This is a genomic window from Actinoplanes sp. NPDC051494 (genome assembly GCF_044454705.1).
In the GTDB taxonomy this organism is placed as follows: domain Bacteria; phylum Actinomycetota; class Actinomycetes; order Mycobacteriales; family Micromonosporaceae; genus Actinoplanes.
The window spans coordinates 162,981-182,943 of record NZ_JBITDZ010000001.1 but is presented as its reverse complement, the minus strand read 5'-3'; the positions used below and the strand labels follow the sequence as shown (position 1 = coordinate 182,943).

General features: G+C 72.8%; 21 protein-coding genes. 13 read left to right on the top strand and 8 right to left on the bottom strand.

What is annotated here, in order from left to right:
• Positions 1–28: 28 nt before the first annotated feature.
• Positions 29–448, top strand: coding sequence for an SMI1/KNR4 family protein (locus ACIA6A_RS00900; RefSeq protein WP_396095272.1), 420 nt, complete (start codon positions 29–31; stop codon positions 446–448).
• A 27-nt stretch (positions 449–475) separates the two neighbouring features.
• On the opposite strand, the gene ACIA6A_RS00895 is transcribed toward ACIA6A_RS00900, so the two are convergent.
• Positions 476–1,207: a cation transporter gene (locus ACIA6A_RS00895; RefSeq protein WP_396095271.1), complete on the bottom strand. Its 732-nt coding sequence runs from the start codon at positions 1,205–1,207 to the stop codon at positions 476–478.
• Positions 1,207–1,536 (bottom strand): ArsR/SmtB family transcription factor, encoded by a 330-nt coding sequence (locus tag ACIA6A_RS00890; protein WP_396095270.1) that lies wholly within the window; start codon positions 1,534–1,536, stop codon positions 1,207–1,209. Before ACIA6A_RS00890 ends, ACIA6A_RS00895 begins: the two co-directional genes overlap by 1 nt.
• Positions 1,537–1,673: 137 nt before the next feature.
• On the opposite strand from ACIA6A_RS00890, the gene ACIA6A_RS00885 reads away from it, so the two are divergent.
• The gene (locus ACIA6A_RS00885; protein ID WP_396095269.1) at positions 1,674–2,099 is read left to right on the top strand and encodes a hypothetical protein; all 426 of its coding nucleotides are present in this window, start codon (positions 1,674–1,676) and stop codon (positions 2,097–2,099) included.
• A gap of 92 nt (positions 2,100–2,191) precedes the next feature.
• Here ACIA6A_RS00885 and ACIA6A_RS00880 read toward each other — a convergent pair whose 3' ends face one another.
• Complete coding sequence (locus ACIA6A_RS00880; RefSeq protein ID WP_396095268.1) at positions 2,192–2,851, bottom strand: MSMEG_1061 family FMN-dependent PPOX-type flavoprotein; 660 nt, start codon at positions 2,849–2,851, stop codon at positions 2,192–2,194.
• A gap of 98 nt (positions 2,852–2,949) precedes the next feature.
• On the opposite strand from ACIA6A_RS00880, the gene lepB reads away from it, so the two are divergent.
• Positions 2,950–3,585, top strand: coding sequence for a signal peptidase I (lepB, locus tag ACIA6A_RS00875; RefSeq protein WP_396095267.1), 636 nt, complete (start codon positions 2,950–2,952; stop codon positions 3,583–3,585).
• Positions 3,586–3,660: 75 nt separating this feature from the next.
• Here the strand turns inward: lepB and ACIA6A_RS00870 are convergent, their stop codons facing one another.
• On the bottom strand, positions 3,661–6,750 hold the full coding sequence (locus ACIA6A_RS00870) for an ATP-binding protein (protein WP_396095266.1): 3,090 nt from the start codon (positions 6,748–6,750) through the stop codon (positions 3,661–3,663).
• 123 nt (positions 6,751–6,873) lie between these two features.
• Between ACIA6A_RS00870 and ACIA6A_RS00865 the strand changes: the two genes are divergently transcribed.
• Entirely contained in the window at positions 6,874–7,446 is a 573-nt protein-coding gene (locus ACIA6A_RS00865; RefSeq protein WP_396095265.1) for a hypothetical protein, read from the top strand.
• Here the strand turns inward: ACIA6A_RS00865 and ACIA6A_RS00860 are convergent, their stop codons facing one another.
• Positions 7,447–8,187: a hypothetical protein gene (locus ACIA6A_RS00860; protein WP_396095264.1), complete on the bottom strand. Its 741-nt coding sequence runs from the start codon at positions 8,185–8,187 to the stop codon at positions 7,447–7,449.
• Between ACIA6A_RS00860 and ACIA6A_RS00855 the strand changes: the two genes are divergently transcribed.
• Positions 8,186–8,398, top strand: a complete 213-nt coding sequence (locus ACIA6A_RS00855; RefSeq protein ID WP_396096479.1) for a hypothetical protein — start codon at positions 8,186–8,188, stop codon at positions 8,396–8,398. The two genes, ACIA6A_RS00860 and ACIA6A_RS00855, sit on opposite strands and share 2 nt — an antisense overlap.
• Here the strand turns inward: ACIA6A_RS00855 and ACIA6A_RS00850 are convergent.
• Both ACIA6A_RS00850 and ACIA6A_RS00845 read right to left on the bottom strand, forming a co-directional pair.
• Positions 8,374–9,288: a HEPN/Toprim-associated domain-containing protein gene (locus ACIA6A_RS00850; protein ID WP_396095263.1), complete on the bottom strand. Its 915-nt coding sequence runs from the start codon at positions 9,286–9,288 to the stop codon at positions 8,374–8,376. The two genes, ACIA6A_RS00855 and ACIA6A_RS00850, sit on opposite strands and share 25 nt — an antisense overlap.
• Positions 9,289–9,513: 225 nt before the next feature.
• Entirely contained in the window at positions 9,514–9,723 is a 210-nt protein-coding gene (locus ACIA6A_RS00845; protein ID WP_396095261.1) for a hypothetical protein, read from the bottom strand.
• 306 nt (positions 9,724–10,029) lie between these two features.
• Here ACIA6A_RS00845 and ACIA6A_RS00840 point away from each other — a divergent pair, with 306 nt between their 5' ends.
• Genes ACIA6A_RS00840 through ACIA6A_RS00805 form a run of 8 tightly spaced genes read left to right on the top strand, consistent with a single transcriptional unit; the run spans position 10,030 to position 19,386 of the window.
• Positions 10,030–11,634 carry an ABC transporter substrate-binding protein gene (locus ACIA6A_RS00840; protein WP_396095260.1) on the top strand — a complete coding sequence of 535 codons (1,605 nt, stop codon included), beginning with the start codon at positions 10,030–10,032 and terminating at the stop codon, positions 11,632–11,634.
• Positions 11,631–12,542, top strand: a complete 912-nt coding sequence (locus ACIA6A_RS00835; RefSeq protein WP_396095259.1) for an ABC transporter permease — start codon at positions 11,631–11,633, stop codon at positions 12,540–12,542. Before ACIA6A_RS00840 ends, ACIA6A_RS00835 begins: the two co-directional genes overlap by 4 nt.
• Before the next feature lie 4 nt (positions 12,543–12,546).
• Entirely contained in the window at positions 12,547–13,338 is a 792-nt protein-coding gene (locus ACIA6A_RS00830) for an ABC transporter permease (RefSeq protein ID WP_396095258.1), read from the top strand.
• Positions 13,335–14,846 carry a nickel ABC transporter ATP-binding protein NikE gene (nikE, locus tag ACIA6A_RS00825; RefSeq protein WP_396095257.1) on the top strand — a complete coding sequence of 504 codons (1,512 nt, stop codon included), beginning with the start codon at positions 13,335–13,337 and terminating at the stop codon, positions 14,844–14,846. Before ACIA6A_RS00830 ends, nikE begins: the two co-directional genes overlap by 4 nt.
• Positions 14,843–15,940: an LLM class flavin-dependent oxidoreductase gene (locus tag ACIA6A_RS00820; RefSeq protein WP_396095255.1), complete on the top strand. Its 1,098-nt coding sequence runs from the start codon at positions 14,843–14,845 to the stop codon at positions 15,938–15,940. Before nikE ends, ACIA6A_RS00820 begins: the two co-directional genes overlap by 4 nt.
• Positions 15,933–17,240: an NtaA/DmoA family FMN-dependent monooxygenase gene (locus ACIA6A_RS00815; protein WP_396095254.1), complete on the top strand. Its 1,308-nt coding sequence runs from the start codon at positions 15,933–15,935 to the stop codon at positions 17,238–17,240. The genes ACIA6A_RS00820 and ACIA6A_RS00815 overlap by 8 nt, the downstream gene beginning before the upstream one ends.
• A complete protein-coding gene (locus tag ACIA6A_RS00810; RefSeq protein ID WP_396095253.1) occupies positions 17,237–18,268 on the top strand; it encodes an LLM class flavin-dependent oxidoreductase in 1,032 nt (343 codons plus the stop codon). Before ACIA6A_RS00815 ends, ACIA6A_RS00810 begins: the two co-directional genes overlap by 4 nt.
• Complete coding sequence (locus ACIA6A_RS00805) at positions 18,268–19,386, top strand: LLM class flavin-dependent oxidoreductase (protein WP_396095252.1); 1,119 nt, start codon at positions 18,268–18,270, stop codon at positions 19,384–19,386. Before ACIA6A_RS00810 ends, ACIA6A_RS00805 begins: the two co-directional genes overlap by 1 nt.
• Here ACIA6A_RS00805 and ACIA6A_RS00800 read toward each other — a convergent pair.
• Entirely contained in the window at positions 19,360–19,944 is a 585-nt protein-coding gene (locus tag ACIA6A_RS00800; RefSeq protein WP_396095250.1) for an XRE family transcriptional regulator, read from the bottom strand. The two genes, ACIA6A_RS00805 and ACIA6A_RS00800, sit on opposite strands and share 27 nt — an antisense overlap.
• Positions 19,945–19,963: the final 19 nt, after the last annotated feature.

Sequence of the window (19,963 nt, the reverse complement as noted above, 5' to 3'; positions counted from 1 at the left end):
CGCCCCTGGCTCTCGTAGGATGCGAACTATGCTGGCCGTCTCCTGGCGCGATGTGGTCCTCGCGGTACTCCCGTCCGCCGAGCTCACCGACGGTGCGCCACCGGCCGCGCTCGGCACGGCCACCGACCGGCTCGGCCGGCCGCTGCCACCCGACCTGGTGTCGCTGCTGACCGACACGGACGGCATCCGCGACCCCGACGGGCAGGCGCTGGTGTGGCCGATCTCGCGCATCGTGCACGACAACGAGGAGCTGCGGGATCTGCCGGCGTTGAAGGATCGTGAGGCTCTGCTGTTCTTCGGGGACAGTGGTGGGGGCAAGGATCTTGTCGCTTACGACGCGATGAGTCCGGCTCATATCCTGATCTGGGACCGGGACACCGATGAGCGGATCCCGGTCGCGGTCAACCTTGCCGACTACTTCACCCGGGTGCTGGTGGAGGACTACTGACGGCGCTTCGCTCGCGCTGGGTGGGGGTCACTGCCGAGGTGGGGCGAGATCGTCAGGCTGTTTTGTGCAGCAGGCGCCGGCGCAGCTGCCGGGCCGGGGCAGGGGCGTGCCCTCGCCGGTGGGCGGGGGTGGGCAGCAGAGGTTGCCCTGCCAGGCTTCGCGGCCTTCTTTGATTGCTACGGCGGCGATTGCCAGTGCGGCGATCGGGTCGGCCCAGCTCCAGCCGAACAGGCTGTTGACCAGGAGGCCGGCCAGCAGGACGCCGGACAGGTAGGTGCAGAGCAGGGTCTGCTTCGAGTCGGCGACGGCGGTGCGGGAGCCGAGCTCGCGACCGGCGTGGCGCTGGGCGTAGGACAGGCCGGGCATCACGGCCAGGGAGACGGCGGCCAGGACGATGCCGGTCGTGGAAGGTGCCGCGTCGGTGCCGCCGAGCAGGGCACGCACCGATTCGATGCTGACGTAGGCGGCGAGGGCGAAGAACGAGATGGCGATGACGCGCAGGGCGGTCTTCTCCCGCTTCCCGGGATCGGATCCGGCGAACTGCCAGGCGACCGCCGCGGCGGAGGACACCTCGATGACCGAGTCGAGGCCGAAGCCGAGCAGGGCGGTCGAGGAGGCGGCGGTGCCCGCGCTGATCGCGACGACGGCCTCGACGATGTTGTAGGCGATCGTGGCGGCGACCAGCCGGCGGATCCGGCGGGTCAGCACCGCGCGGCGCCCGGGCGCGGCTGCGGCGAGGGGGAGCGGCGGAAGGCTCATCAGCAGCAGTCCTGGCCGGCGGCGTCGGGGCAGGCCGCCGGGTCGACGGCCAGCACGAGGCCGAGCAGGTCGTCCAGGGCGTGCCGGATGCGGGTGTCGGTGAGTTCGTACCGGGTGCGCCGGCCCTCGGGGACGGCGACGACGAGGCCGCAGCCGCGCAGGCAGGCCAGGTGGTTCGACAGGTTCTGCCGGGTGACACCGATCAGGTCGGCCAGCTCGGCCGGGTAGCCGGGTGCGTCACGCAGGGCGAGCAGCAGCCGCGCCCGGGTGGGGTCGGACAGGGCGTGGCCGAAGCGGGCAAGGATCTGGCCGGGTGTCACCGTCTCCATGACCCAACTATACAGTCATCGCTGTATTCAGCGAAATCTGTATAGTGCCCCGGGTCTGCGATCATGCGGGCGTGCTGAAATTCTTCTCGGTTTTCCGGGTCACCACCAAGCATGTCCGGGTTGCGGAGTCATCCTCTGTGGAGCTTCCGCGCAGCGCCGAGGTCATGTGGGCGTTCATGGCGTCCGCGGCGTCGTCCGTCGAGCTGCAGGACGACACCGAGAGCGGGGTGACCCTGCCCGGCAGCCCGGAGGGCCTCGGCGAGATCCAGGTCTTCATCCATCAGGACGGGGACGTCCGGTGGGCCAGCGCGATCGAGGTCGTCGAGTTCGAAGCCGGCCGGCGTGCGGTGACCGTGGGGATGGGTTACGAGCTCCCGGCGTACGTGGGCCTCACGATCGACCCGCTCGGGCCGGATTCCTGCCGGGTCCCACAGGACATCCGGATCGATTTCCCCCCGGGTTCCCCCGTGGCTGAGGTACGACAGCGCCGCGAAGGCTGCCAAGCGTCGTTGCGCAGCTCGGTGTCGCGGCTCGTGGAGCTGGCGCCCGGGCTACCGGCCTGATCGGGCCCGGGTCGCCTCGATCGCCTAGACCGCCTCGAGCGCCTCGATCGCCTCGATCGCCCGGGCGCCCTGCAGGAGCAGGACCTGGCGGGTCATTCGTATCGGTATCTCAGCGCGTCCGCCTCGGTCTGCTCGATGGCGGCGATGGTCAGGTCCGGCATCCGCAGCTGGGCGAGCGTCACCTCGGCCGACGTCGGCTGGGCGTCGGCCGGCAGCCACTGCTCCGGCTTCCACGTGCCGCTGCGCAGGAACGCCTTGGGGCAGTGCGGGTACACCTCCTCGATCCCGACCACCAGCGCGCTGGCCGGGGGCTTGCCCACGGCGGTCAGCCGCGTCAGCAGCTCGGGGCGGGTGGAGACGCAGGCCCGGCCGTTCAGCCGCAGCGTCGTGGCGCGTCCGGGGATGACGAACATCAGCCCGGCCCGCCCGGTCGCGACGACGTTCTGCAGGGTGTCGAGGCGTTTGTTGCCGGTCGCGTCCGGGATCGCCACCGTCCGGGAGTCCAGGACGGCGACGAAGCCGGCCGGGCCGCCGCGCGGGGAGACGTCGCAGTTGCCCTCGGCGTCCACGCTGGCGACCAGGACCAGGGACGCACAGCCGATCAACCGCCTGGTCTGCTCGGTGAGCTCGGTCATCTGCTTGCGCACGGCCGCGTCGCCGGGGAGCGCGTAGACGTCGCGCAGCGTCTCGAGGTCGGACACGGCGTCCTGGCGCAGCGCGTCGAAGGCGGTGGCGGGGGCTGCTGGCGTCATACCACCAACCCTACGTGGGGGGACGGCTGGACGCTCCGGGCTGACCGGCGCCGGCCTCACGGCGCCGGCGCGTTGAAGCGGGCGCGTAGGCTCCGGGCGTGATTGACGAGCAGACCGGGAAACGTCGTGGGTCGTTCTGGCGTGAGCTGCCGATCCTGGTCGGGGTGGCGATCCTGGTCGCCGTCCTCGTGCGGACGTTCGTGCTGCAGACGTTCTTCATCCCCTCGCCCTCGATGCAGCACACGCTCGACATCGACGACAAGGTGCTGGTCAACAAGCTGGTCTACGACTTCCGCGACCCCCGCGACGGGGAGATCATCGTCTTCGAGGCGCCCCGGCGGTGGCAGACCGGTGACGAGGGCGAGGATTTCATCAAGCGGGTCATCGGGGTCGGCGGCGATCATGTGCAGTGCTGCGACGCCGCGGACCGCATCATGGTCAACGGGCACGCGCTCGACGAGCCGTACATCTTCCGGGGTGCCGACGGGGTGCCGAACGCCGCCGCGAGCGCGCCGTTCGACGTCACCGTGCCCGATGGCCGGATCTGGGTGATGGGTGACCATCGTGAACAGTCCGCCGATTCGCTGGCGCACTGGCAGGCCAGTCAGAACATTGAGGAGGCGACGATCCCGGCGGGTTCCGTCGTGGGCCGTGCCTTCACGGTCTTCTGGCCGGTCGGCCGGGCGACGTGGCTGACCGTGCCACCGACGTTCGACGGTGTTCCCGCGTCCTGAGCTGCGCGGACCGGGCCGGAGTGTCGGTCCTGTTCCGGTCGTCGATGAAGCTCACCGAGCGGTTCGCGACCGACATCACGCCGGGCGACTGCTTCCGGTGACGGTGGCCATCAGCGCGTCGATGCGTGCGGTGGTGCCCGGGCCGTACCCGTCGTGGCCGCCACCCGTCAGCGGTGCCGTCAGGTGGGCGAACTCGGCCGGGGCGAACATGGTCGTCAGCGCGGCGCCGGTGCGGATGCCGAGGGCCCAGAGCTCCCGGGCCGTGTCGTGCCCGCCCCGGCGCTCGGCCAGCAGGGCCCCACCGATCGCCCACGCGCCCAGCAGCGACAGGTCGTGCCCGCCGCTGATGTCGTCGCGGGCCCGGATGAGCAACGCCGCCGCGGCGGCCGGCGGCCGGCCGGTGGTGGCGGCCAGGTGCAGGACGGCGGCGGCGACGCGCAGCAGGACCCGCTGGTGCGGCTGCGGGTCGGTGAGGTGGTGGGCGGCCCGGGCGATCTCGGCGGCGCGGCGCAGCATTGTGGCCGGGTCGCCGCGCTGCCAGGCGAGGTTCGCGAGACCCAGGTGGGCCTGCGCGTGGTCCCATTCCTGGGCCTGGCCGCTCACCGCGGTGTCGTGCAGGCGGCGTTCGGCGCCGGCGTCGCCGTCCAGGGCCAGCTGGGTGTCGAGCAGCACCCGCACCGAGCGGGCCTCCGGGTCCGCGCCGATCAGTTCCATGTGGCGCACGCTGCGGGCCAGCCACGCGACGGCGGTCCCGGCGGTGCGCGCGTCGACCGAGTTGCCGGCCCCCTGCGCGGCCATCCCCATGCCCCAGTGGTCACCGGCGGCCTCGAAGCAGTCGTACGCCTCCTCGGCGTCCTCGAACACCCTGGCGCCGTCCATACTCTCCCGGATCGCCGACCGGGCGAACAGACCGAAGGCCCGCACGTACGGGTCGTCGTGCGCGAGCAGCCCGTCGACACCGGCCCGCGCCTGGCCGGAATGGAGGTCGCGCATCAGCGGCAGCACCCCGGCCAGCGCGGTGTTGCGTGGGGATATCCCGGCCGCCCGGTTGCTGAGCACCGCGCGCAGCGTGCGGTTCGCCAGCACCGTGAGGCGCATCGGTCCGGTGATGCCGGCGTTGACCCCGATCAGCAGGCTGACCAGGGCGATCCGGTCGGCGTCGGCGCCCTCGCCGCGCAGCAGGGCGGACCGGCTGCGGGCCACCGGGTCACCGGCGTGCAGCAGCGCCCCGCCCCACGCGCTGACCTCGAGGTGCAGCCCGCGGATCATGGCCGGATAGAACAGCGCGGCGGCCAGGTCCACCGCGGCCGGTTCGTCACCGGTGTCCAGCGCCCAGCGCAGCGCCGCGAGCAGGTTCTCCTGCTCGCGGGCGACGACGCCGATCGTCTCCAGCTGGCGGGGCCCGACGATGTCGGCGGACAGGCCGACCGCGAGCGCCCGGGCCCAGGACACCAGCCCGGTCATCGCGGGGGCACGGTCGCCGAGCCGGGCCTCGCCGTACTCCCGGACGGTCTCCAGCATCCGGTAGCGCGGCGGGCCGGCACCGTCCTCGATCACCAGCAGCGACTGCTCGACCAGCACGGCCAGTCCCCGGCGCACGTCCGGGCGGCCCGCCACCGCGGCGGCCGTCGCGGCGGTGAACGGCGCGGGGATCACCGCGAGCCGTTGCAGCAGCTCGCGTTCGTCGCCGGCGAGCAGCTCCCGGCTCCAGTCCACCATCGCCCACAGGCCGGCGTGCCGGTCGGGCAGCCCGCGCAGCGCGGCGTCGAGCAGCGTGAACCGGTCGCTCAGTCCGGCCAGCACGTCGTCGATCGGCATGTGCCGCAACCGGGCCGCGGCGAGTTCCAGCGCCAGCGGCAGGTTGTCGAGGTGGTGGCACACCCGCAGCGCCCGCCCGGTGTCCCAGGCGGACATCGCGCCGCCCGCCCGGGCCCGGGCCTCCAGCAGGGCGAGGGCCTGGTCGTCGGGCAGCGTCGCGAGGCGGTGCACGACCTCCCCGGCCAGCCCGAGCGGGGCCCGGCTGGTGGCGAGCACGGCCACGTCGGGCGCGGCGTCGAGCAGGTCGGCGACCACGGCCGCGGCGGCGTCGAGCAGGTGCTCGCAGTTGTCGAGCACGACCAGCCCGTCCAGCTCCGCCGCGGCCACCCGCAGCCGGTCGCGGGGGCTGAGGACCCGGCGTTCCGGGGCCAGCGCGGTGGTCGTCTCGCTGCCGCCGAGCGCGGTCAGCACGGCCGGCGCGACCTGTTCGGGGAGCCGCAGACCGGCCAGCTCGACGACGCGGACGGCACCGGTGGCCCGCCGGGCGACCTCGGCCGCGAGTCGCGTCTTGCCCGCGCCACCGGTCGCGACGACGGTGACCAGCGGCGCCGTGGCCAGGGCGGACCCGACCGCGGTCACGTCGCGCTCGCGGCCCACCAGCACGGTGCCGGGCCGTCGCCACGAGGCCGGCATCACCGAGCGTACGGCGCGCCGCGGCCCGGTGCCGGTCAGCTCGCCGCGCAGCAGGGCGAGGTGCACGTCGGCGACGACCGGCGAGGGGTCGGTGCCGTAGCGGTCGGCCAGGTCGGCGCGCAGGCGGGCCACGACGTCGAGCGCCTCGGCGTCGCGGCCCTGCGCGGCCAGCACCCGCACCAGCAGCGCCGCGGCGGGTTCGTCGGGCGGGGTCCGACCGGCCAGGCGCCGCAGGTCGTCCTGCTCGTGGGCGCCGGCCCCGGCCAGGGCGCACTCGGCCCGCACCGCGGCGACGTCGGCGAACAACCGGGCCACCTCGGTGCCGGTCAGGTCGGGCACCTCGGGGAACAGCGCCCGCGCGGCGTCGGCGGCCGTCCGCGCGGCCGCCGGGTCGCCGGCGCGCAGGGCGGCGCGGGCCCGGGCGGCGAGCTCGCGGGCCGCCCCGATGTCGGTCTCGACCGCATCGGCGGGGGTACGGTAGCCGCCGGGCACCGCCACGACCGGCACGCCCAGCCGCCGGACCCGTGACACCAGGGCCTGCACCGCGCCGGTGGTGTCCTCGGGTGGGTCGCCCTGCCAGACCGCGTCGGCCAGCGCCGCCGCGGACACCGCCCGCCCGCGCGCCGCGACCAGCTCACGGACCACCACCGCCAGGCGTTTGCCGCCCACCGGCGTCCCGTCGACGGCCAGCGGGCCGAGCGTTGTGATCCGCACCCGTGCAGGCTACGGCGTCACCGTTTCCCAGGGACTGACCCGGTCCCGCGGGCCGAGCTCGGCACCGCTCCCGCGAACCTGATGAGGGTGGCGGTTCGTGCCGGGCCCGGGCACGATCGGTTCGTGCATGATCTTGTCGAGCTGCTGCGGCTGCCACCCCTCGAAGAATCGCACCGGCGGTCCGGTGACTGGACCGCGGTGGAAACGGCCGTCGGCGCCGTCCTGCCCGGCGACTACAAACGGTTCGTCGACGCGTACGGTCCCGGTGCGATCGACGACCACCTGCTGGTCTGCGCACCCGGCGCGACCCCCGGCTGGACCGACCTGCTGGAGAACAACGAGACGGCCCAGGAGAGCTGCCGGATCTGGTTCGGCGACAGTTCCCTCCAGGCCGGGGCCTGGCCGCTGGGTGACCCGGCGCACTGGGCGGGCGACGACCGGCCGGACTGGTTCCGGCCCGGCGACGATCTGATCTCCTGGGGTACGACGCCCAACGGTGACTTCCTCTTCTGGCACGTCAGACCGGGCGTCGCCCCGGCTGACCACCCCGTAGTCCTGCGCGAACGGGGCCCGGCCTTCGAACGCTTCGAGGGCGGCTTCACCGAGGTCCTCACCGGCCTGCTCACCGGCACCGTCCACTCCCGGTACCTGAGCCGGTGGCTGACCGCCCCGCACTCCTACGGCCCGGCGTCCTGATCAGCTGAACAGGGACGTCACGTCGTACCCGTGGCTGACCATGAGGTAGAGCATGGTGACCGGAAAGGTCAGCACGGTCGTGGCCGCGCAGGCGAGCACGGTCCGGACGGTGACCTTGCGGGCCCGCGGGCCGAGCCACGCCGCCGCGGCGAGGCCGCCGCCCCAGGGCAGGGCGGCGGTGAGGGCCACGGTCCCCGCGAGCATGATCGCGTCACTCCCGGCGAGGGCGATGACACCGGGTACCCCGACGGCGACCACGGCGCCGGCCACGAGCAGGCGCAGGCTCCGGGGACGCAGAGCGGCCCACCCGCGGGCCGGCTCCCGCCACAGCAGGGCCACCGCGAAGCAGGCGGCGACGGTCCCGGCCAGGGCGATTCCGGCGGCGACGGTCACCACGGTCGCGAGCTCGTGCTGGCTCATGTCCACCACGCCGGCACCGTCGGCGTTGAACCAGTCCCGGACGCCGACCACGGCCCGTCCGGCGATCTGAGCGGCCAGCACGGCGGCCACCGCGGCGGCCGGGCGGTGGACGGCGGGCCGGGTGGCCAGGAAGACTCCGGTCGCGGCGAGGGCCACGGCGAAGATCGGGAACCAGACCGGCCAGTACCAGACGGGACCGCCGGCATCCTCGTAGCCGTCCCTGGTGCCAAGTTTGCCCGGCACCGCCGCACCGGCCCCGGCTGCCACGGCGCACACGGTGATGACCACGCCGGCCACGGCGGTGGTGACATTGCGGGGCATGCGGACCTGCTTCAGCGGCGTCGGATCACGGTCACCCCGATCAACGGCGAAACCCCCGGCCCGGGTACGCGGCCCCGGCGCCATCACCATCCACTCCGCGAACCCGGCCGGCGCCGCCAAGATGGCCCAGGTGCTGCGGCACTGGGGTTACCCGGTGCGCATCGCGTCACATTCCCCGGAGGTCGGCTACCTCGGCGAGTCATCGATGTAGTCCGAGGGCCTGCCCTCCATCAGGCCGGGAAGCGGTCCGGGGAGCCGCTTCGCGACCGTGAGAAGGGCCTCGACGCTCTCGCGGAGATCGTCGTCGGACAGGAAGTTGTGTGGGTTCTCCGGGTGATGGATCATGTTGCGGACGGCACCCGGAAGGGTCATGTGCTGAAGGCTCACCGTGCCGTTCCGATTCATCTTCGAGTATGGCGTCGCCCGATCAAGTCCGTGGCCGACGAGCCAGTCGTCGAACGCCTTCACCTCGGTCCTACCGGCGTGATCCTGCAGGCGCCCGAACATCGTCGTGTGGTTGACGATGAACGTCTGCCGATCGATGTCGGTCAGGTCGTCGAGAGTCGCCCAACCGCTGTCGATCAGGTCCTGGTGTTGCCAACTCAGTGGCAGGGGACGGCTTTCGACGCGATCGGCCAGCACGCGGAGGGTGAGCGTGACGTCGAGGTTCGCGATGAACTCCTCGAGCAGCGCGTCGTCCGAGTCCCATGCGGCCAGCAGGCTCACGACGAACGCCCGGAAATCCCAGATGTACGGTGCGAGGTCCGCCGGCGTGAGCGAGGCGAAGTCCACGCCGGTGAGGGCCGCATGAAAGTCGTCGAAGGAAAGCCGTAGGTCGGCAGTCCGGTTCCAGCGCGCCACGGCATGGTCGAACGTCGTCTTCGTCTCCTGATGGGAGTAGCCGAGATGACAGAGCCGGAAGAGAGCCTCGTCCAGGGTGGTCTGAAATCCTGGCCTTGTCTTGACGACGCCGGCGGCATACCGGTAGTCGACGTCGGTGAGACTCCCCGGTGGGAAGAGCCAGTGGTGATTTCTCCACCGCCGGTTCTGACCCCAGTCGATGTCGATGCCGTTCAGTGACAGCGTGATGGCGGTACCCACGGTCAGATCCTCGCGCGGCAGTCAGTCTGAGGAAGACGCGGGCCCCACCACGATCAGGTAGACCAGGGTGAAAGCGGCGAACAGCCAGACCGTCCAGGAGCGGGCCCCGACGGATGACGGTTCTGGCCATCGCCAGAGCCAATCACACCCGCCGATCACGGGCAACGAGGCCGGTGCGGGTGGCCGGATGGCCCGGCCCGGCGGGCGGGCCATCCGGCGGCGGCGCTAGGCCGGGCTGTGCACCGTGGTGCGGTACAGGAAGCCGTGCAGAGCGGCCGTCAGCGCTTCGCGATCTGGACCATCCTCGATGTACGGATACCCGTGATGGTGGAGCAGGTCGGCCATTACCTCGATCAGAACGTCGGAGAACCGGGGATCAGCCTCCGGCGCCGAGAGAGGGTACGTGCGCGACGAGCGTTCCTTGGTTACGGTCATGACAGGTCGCCTCCTGGTGGCGATCGAGGCCTCCGGTGAGTGTTCGTAGCACTCCCGGAGGCCGCCTTTTCGCTGACGCACCAGTGAATATAGACGCTGATATGCGGAAACAGCCGGACGGCGAAGCCTTGATCCGGGCTGGGAGATCGCACTATCTGAAGCGCCTTGACAAAGTGTCCAACCCGGCATGGTGCCCTTGTCAGCGCGCGGGCGAACAGTGTCCGCACCATGGGGGTGCACTCGTGCTGGACAAAAAGTCCAACCCGGCGCCTTGCGGTAATCCTAGTTCAGCTATAGGAATTAGGTATGAACCGCAGGAGCGCCGCTGTCGTCCTCGCCCTAGCCATGGCCATCGCCGGTTGCGACTCCGCCGGCGGCACCGCCGCCGGCGCCGGGCAGCCGGTCAGCGGCGGCTCGCTGATCTGGGGCGTGGAGACCGAGCCGATCACGTTCAACCCGCACCAGTACGCCCAGGCCAAGGCCCGGCTGCTCGTCGCGAACACGTTCGAGGGCCTGCTCACCCACGACGAGAAGGGCGGCTACCTGCCCTGGCTCGCGACCGGATACGAGGTGTCGCCCGATGGGAAGTCGTACACGTTCAAACTGCGTACCGGAGTCCTGTTCAGTGACGGAACGGCCTTCGACGCCGCCGCGGTCGAGGCGAACATCGACCAGCTCCGGGCGCCCGGTTACGCCCCGGCCGTTGCCGCCGTACAGCTGAAGAACCTGACCGGGGTCGAGGTGGGCGACCCCGGCACGGTGGTGTTCCGGCTGGCCCGCCCGGACGTGCTGCTGCTCGACTTCATCGCGTCGCCGCAGGGTGCGGTGGTGTCGCCGAGATCGCTGGCGCAGGCGAAGAACCTCAAGGCCGGCGGGCCCGAGCTGGCCGGCACCGGGCCGTTCGTGCTGGACCGGTACATCTCCGGGCAGGAGGTGCATTTCGCCCGCAACCCGAGGTACTGGGGGAGCCGGCCCGCCTACCTGGACGAGGTGACGTACCGGTTCCTGAAGGAGTCGTCGGTGCGGGTCGGGGCGCTGACGTCCGGGCAGGTGCAGGTCATCGAGGGGGTGCCGGCGACCGACCAGGCGCTGATCACCGGGGACCCCGCGCTGACGTTCGCCACGGGACTCAACTCCGGCTCGGCGTACTCGTACTACCTCAACGTGGCGCACGCGCCGTTCGACGACCTGCGGGTGCGCCAGGCGTTCCGCGACGCGGTCGACGTGGACACCGTGCTCACCGCGGTCTACCGGGGCACGGCCACCCGGGCGTGGAGCGTGATCGGGCCGACCAGCCCGTTCTACGACCGGACGCTGGAGGGCACGTACGGCAACAACCCGGCGCGGGCCAACCGGTTGCTCGACGAGGCCGGGTGGACCGGGCGCGACGCCGACGGCTTCCGGACCAAGGACGGCAGGCGACTGACCGTACGCCTCGTGCAGAACGCGCCGTTCGTCCGGGACCGCCGCGACATCCTGGCGCAGACGATCCAGGCCGCGGTCAAGCAGAGTGCCGGCATCGACCTGAACGTGGCCGTCGTGGACCAGGGCACCGCCACGAAGGCGCTGACCGACGGCGCTTACGAGGTGTTCGACAACTCGCGGGCCGACACCGACGCCGGGGCGGCGCTGAACCTGCTGCTCAGCTCGCAGGGGGCGATCAACCGCACCGGGGTCAGGGACGCCGCGCTGGACGCGCTGCTCGAGCAGGGGCAGTCGAGCACCGCGGTGGACGCCCGGCTGGCGGCGTACACGAAGGTCCAGGCGAAGGTCGTCACCGACGAGGCGCTGATCCTGCCGCTGTACGCCCCGGCCGACCAGATCGCGGCGAGCCGGAGCGTCGGTGGTCTCGGTTTCGAGCCCACCGCGGGCGTCCCGGTCGGCGCGTACGGCGTCTGGCTGGCGCGATGAGGGCGGTGCTGCGCCGGCTCGGGGCCGGGGTGGTGGTGCTGTGGGCCGCCGCGACCGCCGCGTACCTGGTGCTGCTCGCCGCGCCGGGCAGCACCGTGGACACCATCGTCGGTGACGGCGCGGACACCCCGGCGATCCGGTCGCAGATCATCACCGAATGGGGTCTGGACCGGCCCGCGGTGGTGCAGTACGTCGCGTACCTGTGGCGGGCCGCGCACGGTGACCTCGGCCGGTCGTACCTGTTGCAGCGCCCGGTGAGCGAGGTCGTCGGTGGCCCGGTGTGGCCGACGGCGCAGCTGGCGCTCGCCGCGTCGGTGCTCGGGATCCTGCTGGCGTTCGCTCTGGCGCTGACCACCCGGCGGCCGTGGGCGCGCCGGGTCAGCTCGGCCGCCGAACTGGTGCTGGTCTCGACGCCACCGTTCCTCATCGGGATCGTGCTGCTCAGCGTGTTCTCGTTCCGGCTGGGGCTGTTCCCGGTCTCCGGTGCCCGGGGCGGGGCCGCGCTGGTGCTGCCCGCGCTGACGCTGGCGCTGCCGGTCGCCGGGGTGCTGACCCAGGTGCTGCGCGACGGCCTCGACCGGGCCCTGGACCAGCCGTTCACCGTCACCGCCCGGGCCCGGGGCCTGCGGGAGAGCGCGGTCCTGCTGCGCCACGCCCTGCGGCACGCGCTGCTCCCGGCGGTCGCGCTGCTCGGCTGGCTGGCCGGGGCGCTGCTCGGCGGCGCGGTGATCATCGAGCTGGTGTTCGGGCGCCCCGGCCTCGGCCAGGTCACCCTGACGGCCGTGAACAGCAAGGACATGCCGGTGGTGCTGGCCGTCGTGGTCCTGGCCGCGTTCGTGTACGTCGTGGTGAACACGATCGCCGACCTCGCGTACCTCGTCGTCGACCCGCGGCTGAGAAGGGACTGACGCCATGAAGCTGTCCGCAGCGTTCCTGGCCGTGGTGGTGCTCGCCGTCGCCTGGCCGTCGTCGCTGGGCGGGGACGACCCGCTCGCCGCCGACCCGTCGCACGTGCTGCAGGCGCCCGGCCTCAGCCACTGGTTCGGCACCGACCAGCTCGGCCGCGACGTGTTCGACCGGGTCGTCTGGGGCGCCCGGCACTCGCTGTCGATCGGCGTGACCGCGACGCTGATCGCGGTCACCGCCGGGATCCTGCTGGGCGTGCTGGCCGGGCTCTCGCACCGGTACGCCGACGAGGTGCTCAGCCGCGGTTTCGACGCGTTGTCGGCGTTCCCGTTGCTGCTGCTGGCGCTGCTGTTCATCGCGGTCGCCGGGCCGGGCACGCTCGCGCTGACCGTCGCGATCGGCATCGCCACGCTGCCGCACTACGCCCGGGTGGTCCGGGCCCAGACGTTCGTGGTGCGCCGCGCCGGGTACGTCACCCAGGCGGTCGCGTCCGGGGCGTCGCGCACCCGCCTGGTGGCCCGGCACGTGCTGCCCAACGTGCTCGGCCCGCTCCCGGTGCTCGCCATGATCGGGCTGGGTGAGGCGGTGCTGTACGCCGCCGGGCTCAGCTTCCTCGGCATGGGACCGCAGCCGCCGTCGCCGGAGTGGGGCGCGATGCTCAACGACGGCCGCGGCTACCTGCGGATCGCCTGGTGGGCCTCGATCCTGCCGGGCCTGGTGGTCACGCTCACGGTCGTCGCGCTGACCGTCACCGGCCGGCACCTGCAGCACCGCTTCGAGGGACGGGAGCCGCGATGAGCACCCTGGTGGACGTCGAGGACCTGCACGTGAGCTTCGGTGCCGTGCACGCGGTGCGGGGCATCTCGTTCACCGTCGCGGCGGGCGAGTGCGTGGCGATCGTGGGGGAGTCCGGGTCGGGCAAGAGCGTCACCGCCCGTACCCTCGTGGGTCTCGCCGGCCCCGGCTCGGACGTGCGCGCCGGGCGCCTGGAGCTGGGCGGGCACGACGCCCGCCGCTACGGCGACCGGCAGTGGCGCGCGCTGCGCGGCGGGTTCGCCGGGCTGGTGCTGCAGGACGCGCTGGTCTCGCTGGACCCGCTGCGCCGGGTGGGCGCCGAGATCGGGGAGGCGCTGCGGGTGCACCGGCGCCGGGAGACCCCTGAGGAGCTGCTGGCCGAGGTGCACGTGCCGGAGCCGGGACGCCGGGCGCGGCAGTACCCTCACCAGCTCTCCGGCGGGCTGCGCCAGCGCGCGCTCATCGCCTCGGCGCTGGCCGGGCGGCCGCCGCTGCTCATCGCCGACGAGCCGACCACCGCGCTGGACGTCACCGTGCAGGCGCAGATCCTCGGACTGCTCGCCGAACGCAAGGAGGCCGGCGAGGCCCTGCTGCTGATCAGCCATGACCTGGCGGTGGTGGCCCGGCTCGCCGACCGGGTGCTGGTCATGAACGACGGGCTGATCGTCGAGGCCGGGCCCACCGGTGAGCTGCTGGCGGGGCCCGGGCACCCGTACACGAAGACGTTGGTCGCGGCCGCCTCGCTGCAGCGCCGTCCGCGGCCGGCACCGCGCGAGGGCCTGGTCGTGGACGCCACCGGCCTGCGCAAGACCTATGGCCGGCAGACCGTGGTCGACGACGTCGGCCTCACCGTCGGCCGGGGCGAGATCGTCGGGCTGGTCGGCGAGTCCGGCTCGGGCAAGACGACCGTCGCGCAGCTGCTGTTCGGCCTGACCGAGCCCACCGGCGGGACGGTGCGCTTCGAGGACCGGCCCTGGTCCGGTGTCCCGGAACGCCGGCGCCGCCCGCTGCGCCGCAGGATGCAGCTGATCTCGCAGGATCCGCTCTCGTCGTTCGACCCCCGCTGGACGGTACGCACGATCGTCGCCGAGGCGCTGCCCCGCGGCGAGTCCCCGGAGCCGTTGCTGGAGCGGGTCGGCCTCGACGCGGGATTGCTCGACCGCTATCCCCGGCAGCTCTCCGGCGGGCAGCGGCAGCGCGTCGCGATCGCCCGGGCCCTGGCACCCCGGCCCAGCCTCATCATCTGCGACGAACCGGTCTCCGCGCTCGACGTCTCCGTGCAGGCCCAGGTCCTCGACCTGCTCGCCGGCATCCGCCGCGACGACGGCACCGCCCTGCTGTTCATCTCCCACGATCTCGGCGTGATCCGCCACCTCGCCGACCGGGTCCTGGTCATGCGCGGCGGCCGGGTGGTCGAGCACGGCCCGGTCGAGGACGTCTTCGCCCGGCCCGTCCACGAGTACACCCGCGCGCTGCTGGCCGCGGTCCCCACGCTGGAGGTCTCCACATGAGCTCGCCGTTCCCGCTCGCGGTCGCGCTGGACGGGCTCGGGTGGCACCCCGCGGCCTGGCGCACCTCACCGGTCCCGGCGACGGCCGTGTTCGGTGCGCAGTACTGGGTGTCGCTGGTCCGCGAGGCGCAGGCCGGGCTGATCGACCTGGTGACGTTCGAGGACACGTTCGGGCCACCCGGCGACGAGCCGGGCGAGCTCACCGGGCGCCTCGACGCGGTGCTGGTCGCGTCGCGGGTCGCGCCGGTGACCGAGCACATCGGGCTGGTGCCGGTGGCCACCACCACGTTCACCGAGCCGTTCCACCTGTCCACCGCGCTGGCCACGCTGGACCACCTGAGCGAGGGCCGGGCCGGGTGGCAGGTCCGGGTGTCCGACCGGCCCGGCGAGGACCGGCTGCTCGGGCGGGCCCCGGCCACCGCGCTGTACGACGAGGCCGCCGACGCGGTGGAGGTGGTCCGGCGGCTCTGGGACAGCTGGGCCGACGACGCGGTGATCCGCGACGCCGCCACCGGGCGCTATGTCGACCGGGACAAGCTGCACCACGTCGACTTCGTGGGGGAGTGGTTCTCGGTGAAGGGGCCGTCGATCGTGCCCCGGCCGCCGCAGGGCCGCCCGGTCGTCGCCGCCCTCGCGCGCTCGGCGGTGCCGTACGAGTTCGCCGCCGGCTCCACCGACCTGGTGTTCGTCACCCCGTCGGACGCCGGCGACGTCGCCGCGATCCTGCCCCGGGTGCCCGGTCCGATGGTCTTCGCGGACCTCGTGGTGTTCCTGGACGACCACGCCGGCACCGCGTGGGACCGCCGGACCCGCCTCGACACGCTGCACGGCTCCCCGTGGCGGCCGGACGCGCTGGTCTTCACCGGCACCCCGGAACAGCTCGCCGACCTGCTGCTCGACTGGCGTGAGGCGGGCGTGGACGGCTTCCGGTTGCGGCCCGGCGCGCTGCCCTACGACCTGGAGGCGATCACCCGGTTGCTGGTACCCGTGCTGCAGGACCGGGGGGTCTTCCGCACCCGGCAGCCGGGCGGCACGTTGCGGTCCCGCCTCGGCCTGCCGCCCGCGCTCAACCGTTACGAGGTGCCCGTTGCCTAAGCAGATCATCCTCGCCGCGCACTTCCCGGGCGTGAACAACACGACCGTGTGGAGCGACCCGGCGGCCGGCAGCCAGATCGCGTTCAGCTCGTTCGCGCACCTGGCCCGCACCGCCGAGCGGGGCACGTTCGACTTCTTCTTCCTGGCCGAGGGGCTGAGCCTGCGCGAGCAGCGCGGCCTGATCCACGACCTGGACGTGGTGGGGCGCCCGGACACGCTCACCGTGCTGGCCGGGCTCGCCGCCGTCACCACCCGGCTGGGCCTGGCCGGCACGCTCAACGCGACGTTCCACGAACCGTACGAACTGGCCCGGCAGCTCGCCAGCCTGGACCACCTGTCCGGGGGCCGGGCGGCCTGGAACGTGGTCACGTCGTCCGGTGCGTTCTTCGGCGAGAACTTCCGGCGCGGCGGGTTCCTCGACCACGCCGATCGCTACACCCGGGCCGGGGAATTCATCGACACCGCGCGGGAGCTGTGGGACTCGTGGGCCGCGCTGGAACCGGACCGCGACACGGGGATCTTCGCCGACACCGGCTCGTTCGCGCACACCGGGCCGCAGTTCGGCATCTCCGGGCGGTTCGGCGTGCCGCGCAGCCCGCAGCGACACCCGGTGGTGCTGCAGGCCGGCGACTCCGAGCAGGGCCGGGAGCTGGCCGCGGCGAAGGCCGACGCGATCTTCTCCCGGCACCACGAGCCGGCGGACGGCCGCGCGTTCTACCGCGATGTCAAGGCCCGGGTGGCCCGGCACGGGCGCGACCCGGACAGCCTGAAGATCATCCCCGGGGTGTCGTTCGTGCTCGGTGACAGCGCGGCCGACGCGCAGGAGAAGGCCCACCACATCCGGCGTCAGCAGGTCAGCCCGCAGACCGCGATCCTGCTGCTGGAACAGGTCTGGAACCGCGACCTGTCGGCCTACGACCCGCAGGGGCCGCTGCCCGCCGTCGAACCCCTGGTGGAGGCGGAGTCGATCAGTCAGGGCCGGGCCGCGCAGCACGCCGACCGGCTGGCCACGGCGGCGGAGTGGCGCGCGACCGCCGAGCGCAAGAACCTCAGCATCCGCGAGCTGATCATCGAGGTCACCGGGCGGCAGTCGTTCATCGGCACGCCGGCGCGGGTCGCCGCCGAGATGGACGAGTACGTGCAGACCGACGTGTGCGACGGGTTCATCCTCGTGCCGCACCTGACCCCGGGCGGGCTCGACGACTTCGTGGACACGGTCGTGCCGCTGCTGCGCGAACGCGGCGTCCTTCGTTCCGAGTACACGACCACCACGCTGCGCGGACACCTGGGGCTGGCATGAAGTTCCTGCTCATCACGCTGATCACGCACACGTCTGCGGCAACGGCGCAGGCGCGCCTGCGCGAGGTGGTCGACAACGCCGTGCTGGGCGAGGAGCTCGGCTTCGACGGGTACGGCGTGGGCGAGCGCCACGAGCGCCCGTTCCTCTCGTCCTCGCCGCCGGTGGTGCTCAGCCACATCGCCGCGAAGACGTCGAGGATCCGGCTGTTCACCGCGGTCACCACGCTCAGCCTGCTCGACCCGGTGCGCGCGTTCGAGGACTACGCCACGCTCGACAACCTCTCGGACGGCCGGCTCGAACTGATCATCGGCAAGGGCAACGGCGCCGCCCAGGCCAAGCTGTTCCACGTCACCGCCGAGGACCAGTGGGACCGCAACCGGGAGGGTTACGAGCTGTTCCGCCGGCTCTGGCGCGAACCGAAGGTGACCTGGTCGGGGCGATTCCGGCCACCGCTGGTGGACGCCGAGACCTGGCCGCGCCCGCTGCAGCAGCCGATCCGGGTCTGGCACGGCAGCGCCACCAGCCGCGAGTCGGTCGAGCTGGCCGCACGGTACGGCGACCCGCTGTTCTCGGCCAACGTCAGCAACCCGATCGAACCGTACGCGGAACTGGTCGCCCACTACCGCGACCGCTGGCGGCACCACGGGCACGACCCGGCCGACGCCCTGGTCGGCGCCGGCAGCGCGGGCTATTACGCGGCGAAGACCTCCCAGGAGGCGATCGAGACGTACCGGCCGATCTTCGAGCAGCGGCTCGCCACGTTCCGGCGCGCCGGGGTGGAACCGGTCTTCACCACCCTCGAGGACGCCGTCGCACGCAGCTCGATCCTCATCGGCAGCCCCGCGCAGATCACCGAGAAGGTACTGCGTTACCACTCGGTCCTCGGCCACGAGGTCATGCACCTGCACGCCGACGGCGACGGACTGACGGAGAAACAACACTGGGCCACACTGGAACTGTTCCAGAGCGACATCGCGCCCGTACTGCGCCGGGAGATCCCGAGCCGGCCCCTGGAAGGGGAATTCTGATGCCCGTACCGCTGTCCATCCTGGATCTCGCCAACGTCGTGGCCGGCGGCACCACCGGCGACGCCCTGCACCGCAGCATCGATCTGGCCCGGCACGCGGAGGACGCCGGCTACGCCCGCTACTGGGTCGCCGAGCACCACTTCACCGCCGGGGTGGCCAGCTCGCAGCCCGCCCTGCTGCTCGGGCAGATCGCCGCGGCCACCGACCGGATCCGGCTCGGTTCCGGCGCCGTGCAGACCGGGCACCAGACGCCGCTGTCGATCGTCGAGCAGTTCGGCCTGCTGGACGCGCTGTACCCGGGCCGGTTCGACCTCGGTCTGGGCCGCTCCGGCCAGAGCCGGCAGGAGGCCCTGGCCGCGCCCCGCGCCCCCGTGCCGGACGCGGAGGAACGCGTCGTCGACGGTCTGCTCATCCCGAAGCCGTTCTCGTTCGTGAAGCTGTACGCCTCGGGGCGCTCGAAGCTGCTGATGCCCCTGCTGCGGCAGCCCGGTGCCGAGACGCCGCCGTTCGCCGAGACGCTCGACCAGATCGAGGCGCTGCTGGCCGGCCCGATCACCGACGATCTCGGCAACGCCGGGTCGGCCGTGCCGGGGGAGGGCGCCGACCTGCAGATCTGGTTGCTCGGCAGCAGCGGCGGGGAGAGCGCCCGGGCCGCCGGGGAGCGCGGGCTGCCGTTCGCCGCGAACTACCACGTCGCCCCGGCCACGGTCCTCGAGGCGGTCGCGGCCTACCGGGCGGCGTTCCGGCCCTCGAAGGCCCTGGCCGCACCGCACGTGATGGTGTCGGCCGACGTGGTGGTCGCGCCGGACGACGCCACGGCCCGGGAGCTCGCCGAGCCGTTCGCCGTCTGGGTGCACAGCATCCGCACCACCGGCGAGGCGGTGCCGTTCCCGTCCCGGGAGCAGGCCGCCGCGCACGTGTGGGACCAGCGGGGCCGTGACCTGGTGGCCGACCGGGTACGGACCCAGTTCGTCGGTGCGCCCGCGACCGTGGCCGAGCGGCTGCGGACGTTGCAGCGGGTGACGGGGGCCGACGAACTGCTTGTCACCACGATGACGTACCACCACACCGACCGGGTGCGCTCCTTCGAGTTACTCGCCAAGGAGTGGTTCGGCTGACAGGTGGCTGCGCCGGCCCTCGTGGTCCAGGATGCCGATGATCTCGGCGGGGCCGTCGTGCGCGCCGAACGCGTGCGGGATCATCGTGGAGAACTCGGCGGCCTCGCCGGCGTGCACCAGGATGGTCCGCTCGCCGAGGCTCAGCGCGACGGTCCCGGACAGCACCGTGAACCAGTCCCACCCGGGGTGCACCCGCTGCGGGCCGGAGGCGGCGAGCGTCGCGGTGAGCCGCAGCTTGGCCACCGTCATGCCGGTCGGCCCGGACTCGCGCGACAGCAGCCACATGGTGCGCCCGCGGGCCTCGTCGCGCAGCGGCCGGATCACCACGTCGCCGTCGTCGGCGGGCTCCACGAGCTGGTCGAGCGTGGTGCCCAGGGCGCGGGCGATCGGGGCGAGCTGGTCGAGGGCGATGCGCCGGTGCCCGGTCTCGATGCGGCTCAGCGTGGACGGGCTGAGGTAGCACCGGGAGGCCAGCTCGTCGAGGGACCAGCCGAGCGCGGTGCGCAGCCCGCGGATCCGCATCCGGACCAGGGCGTCGAGATCACCGTCTTGCTTCATACGCAAGATACTATGTCGT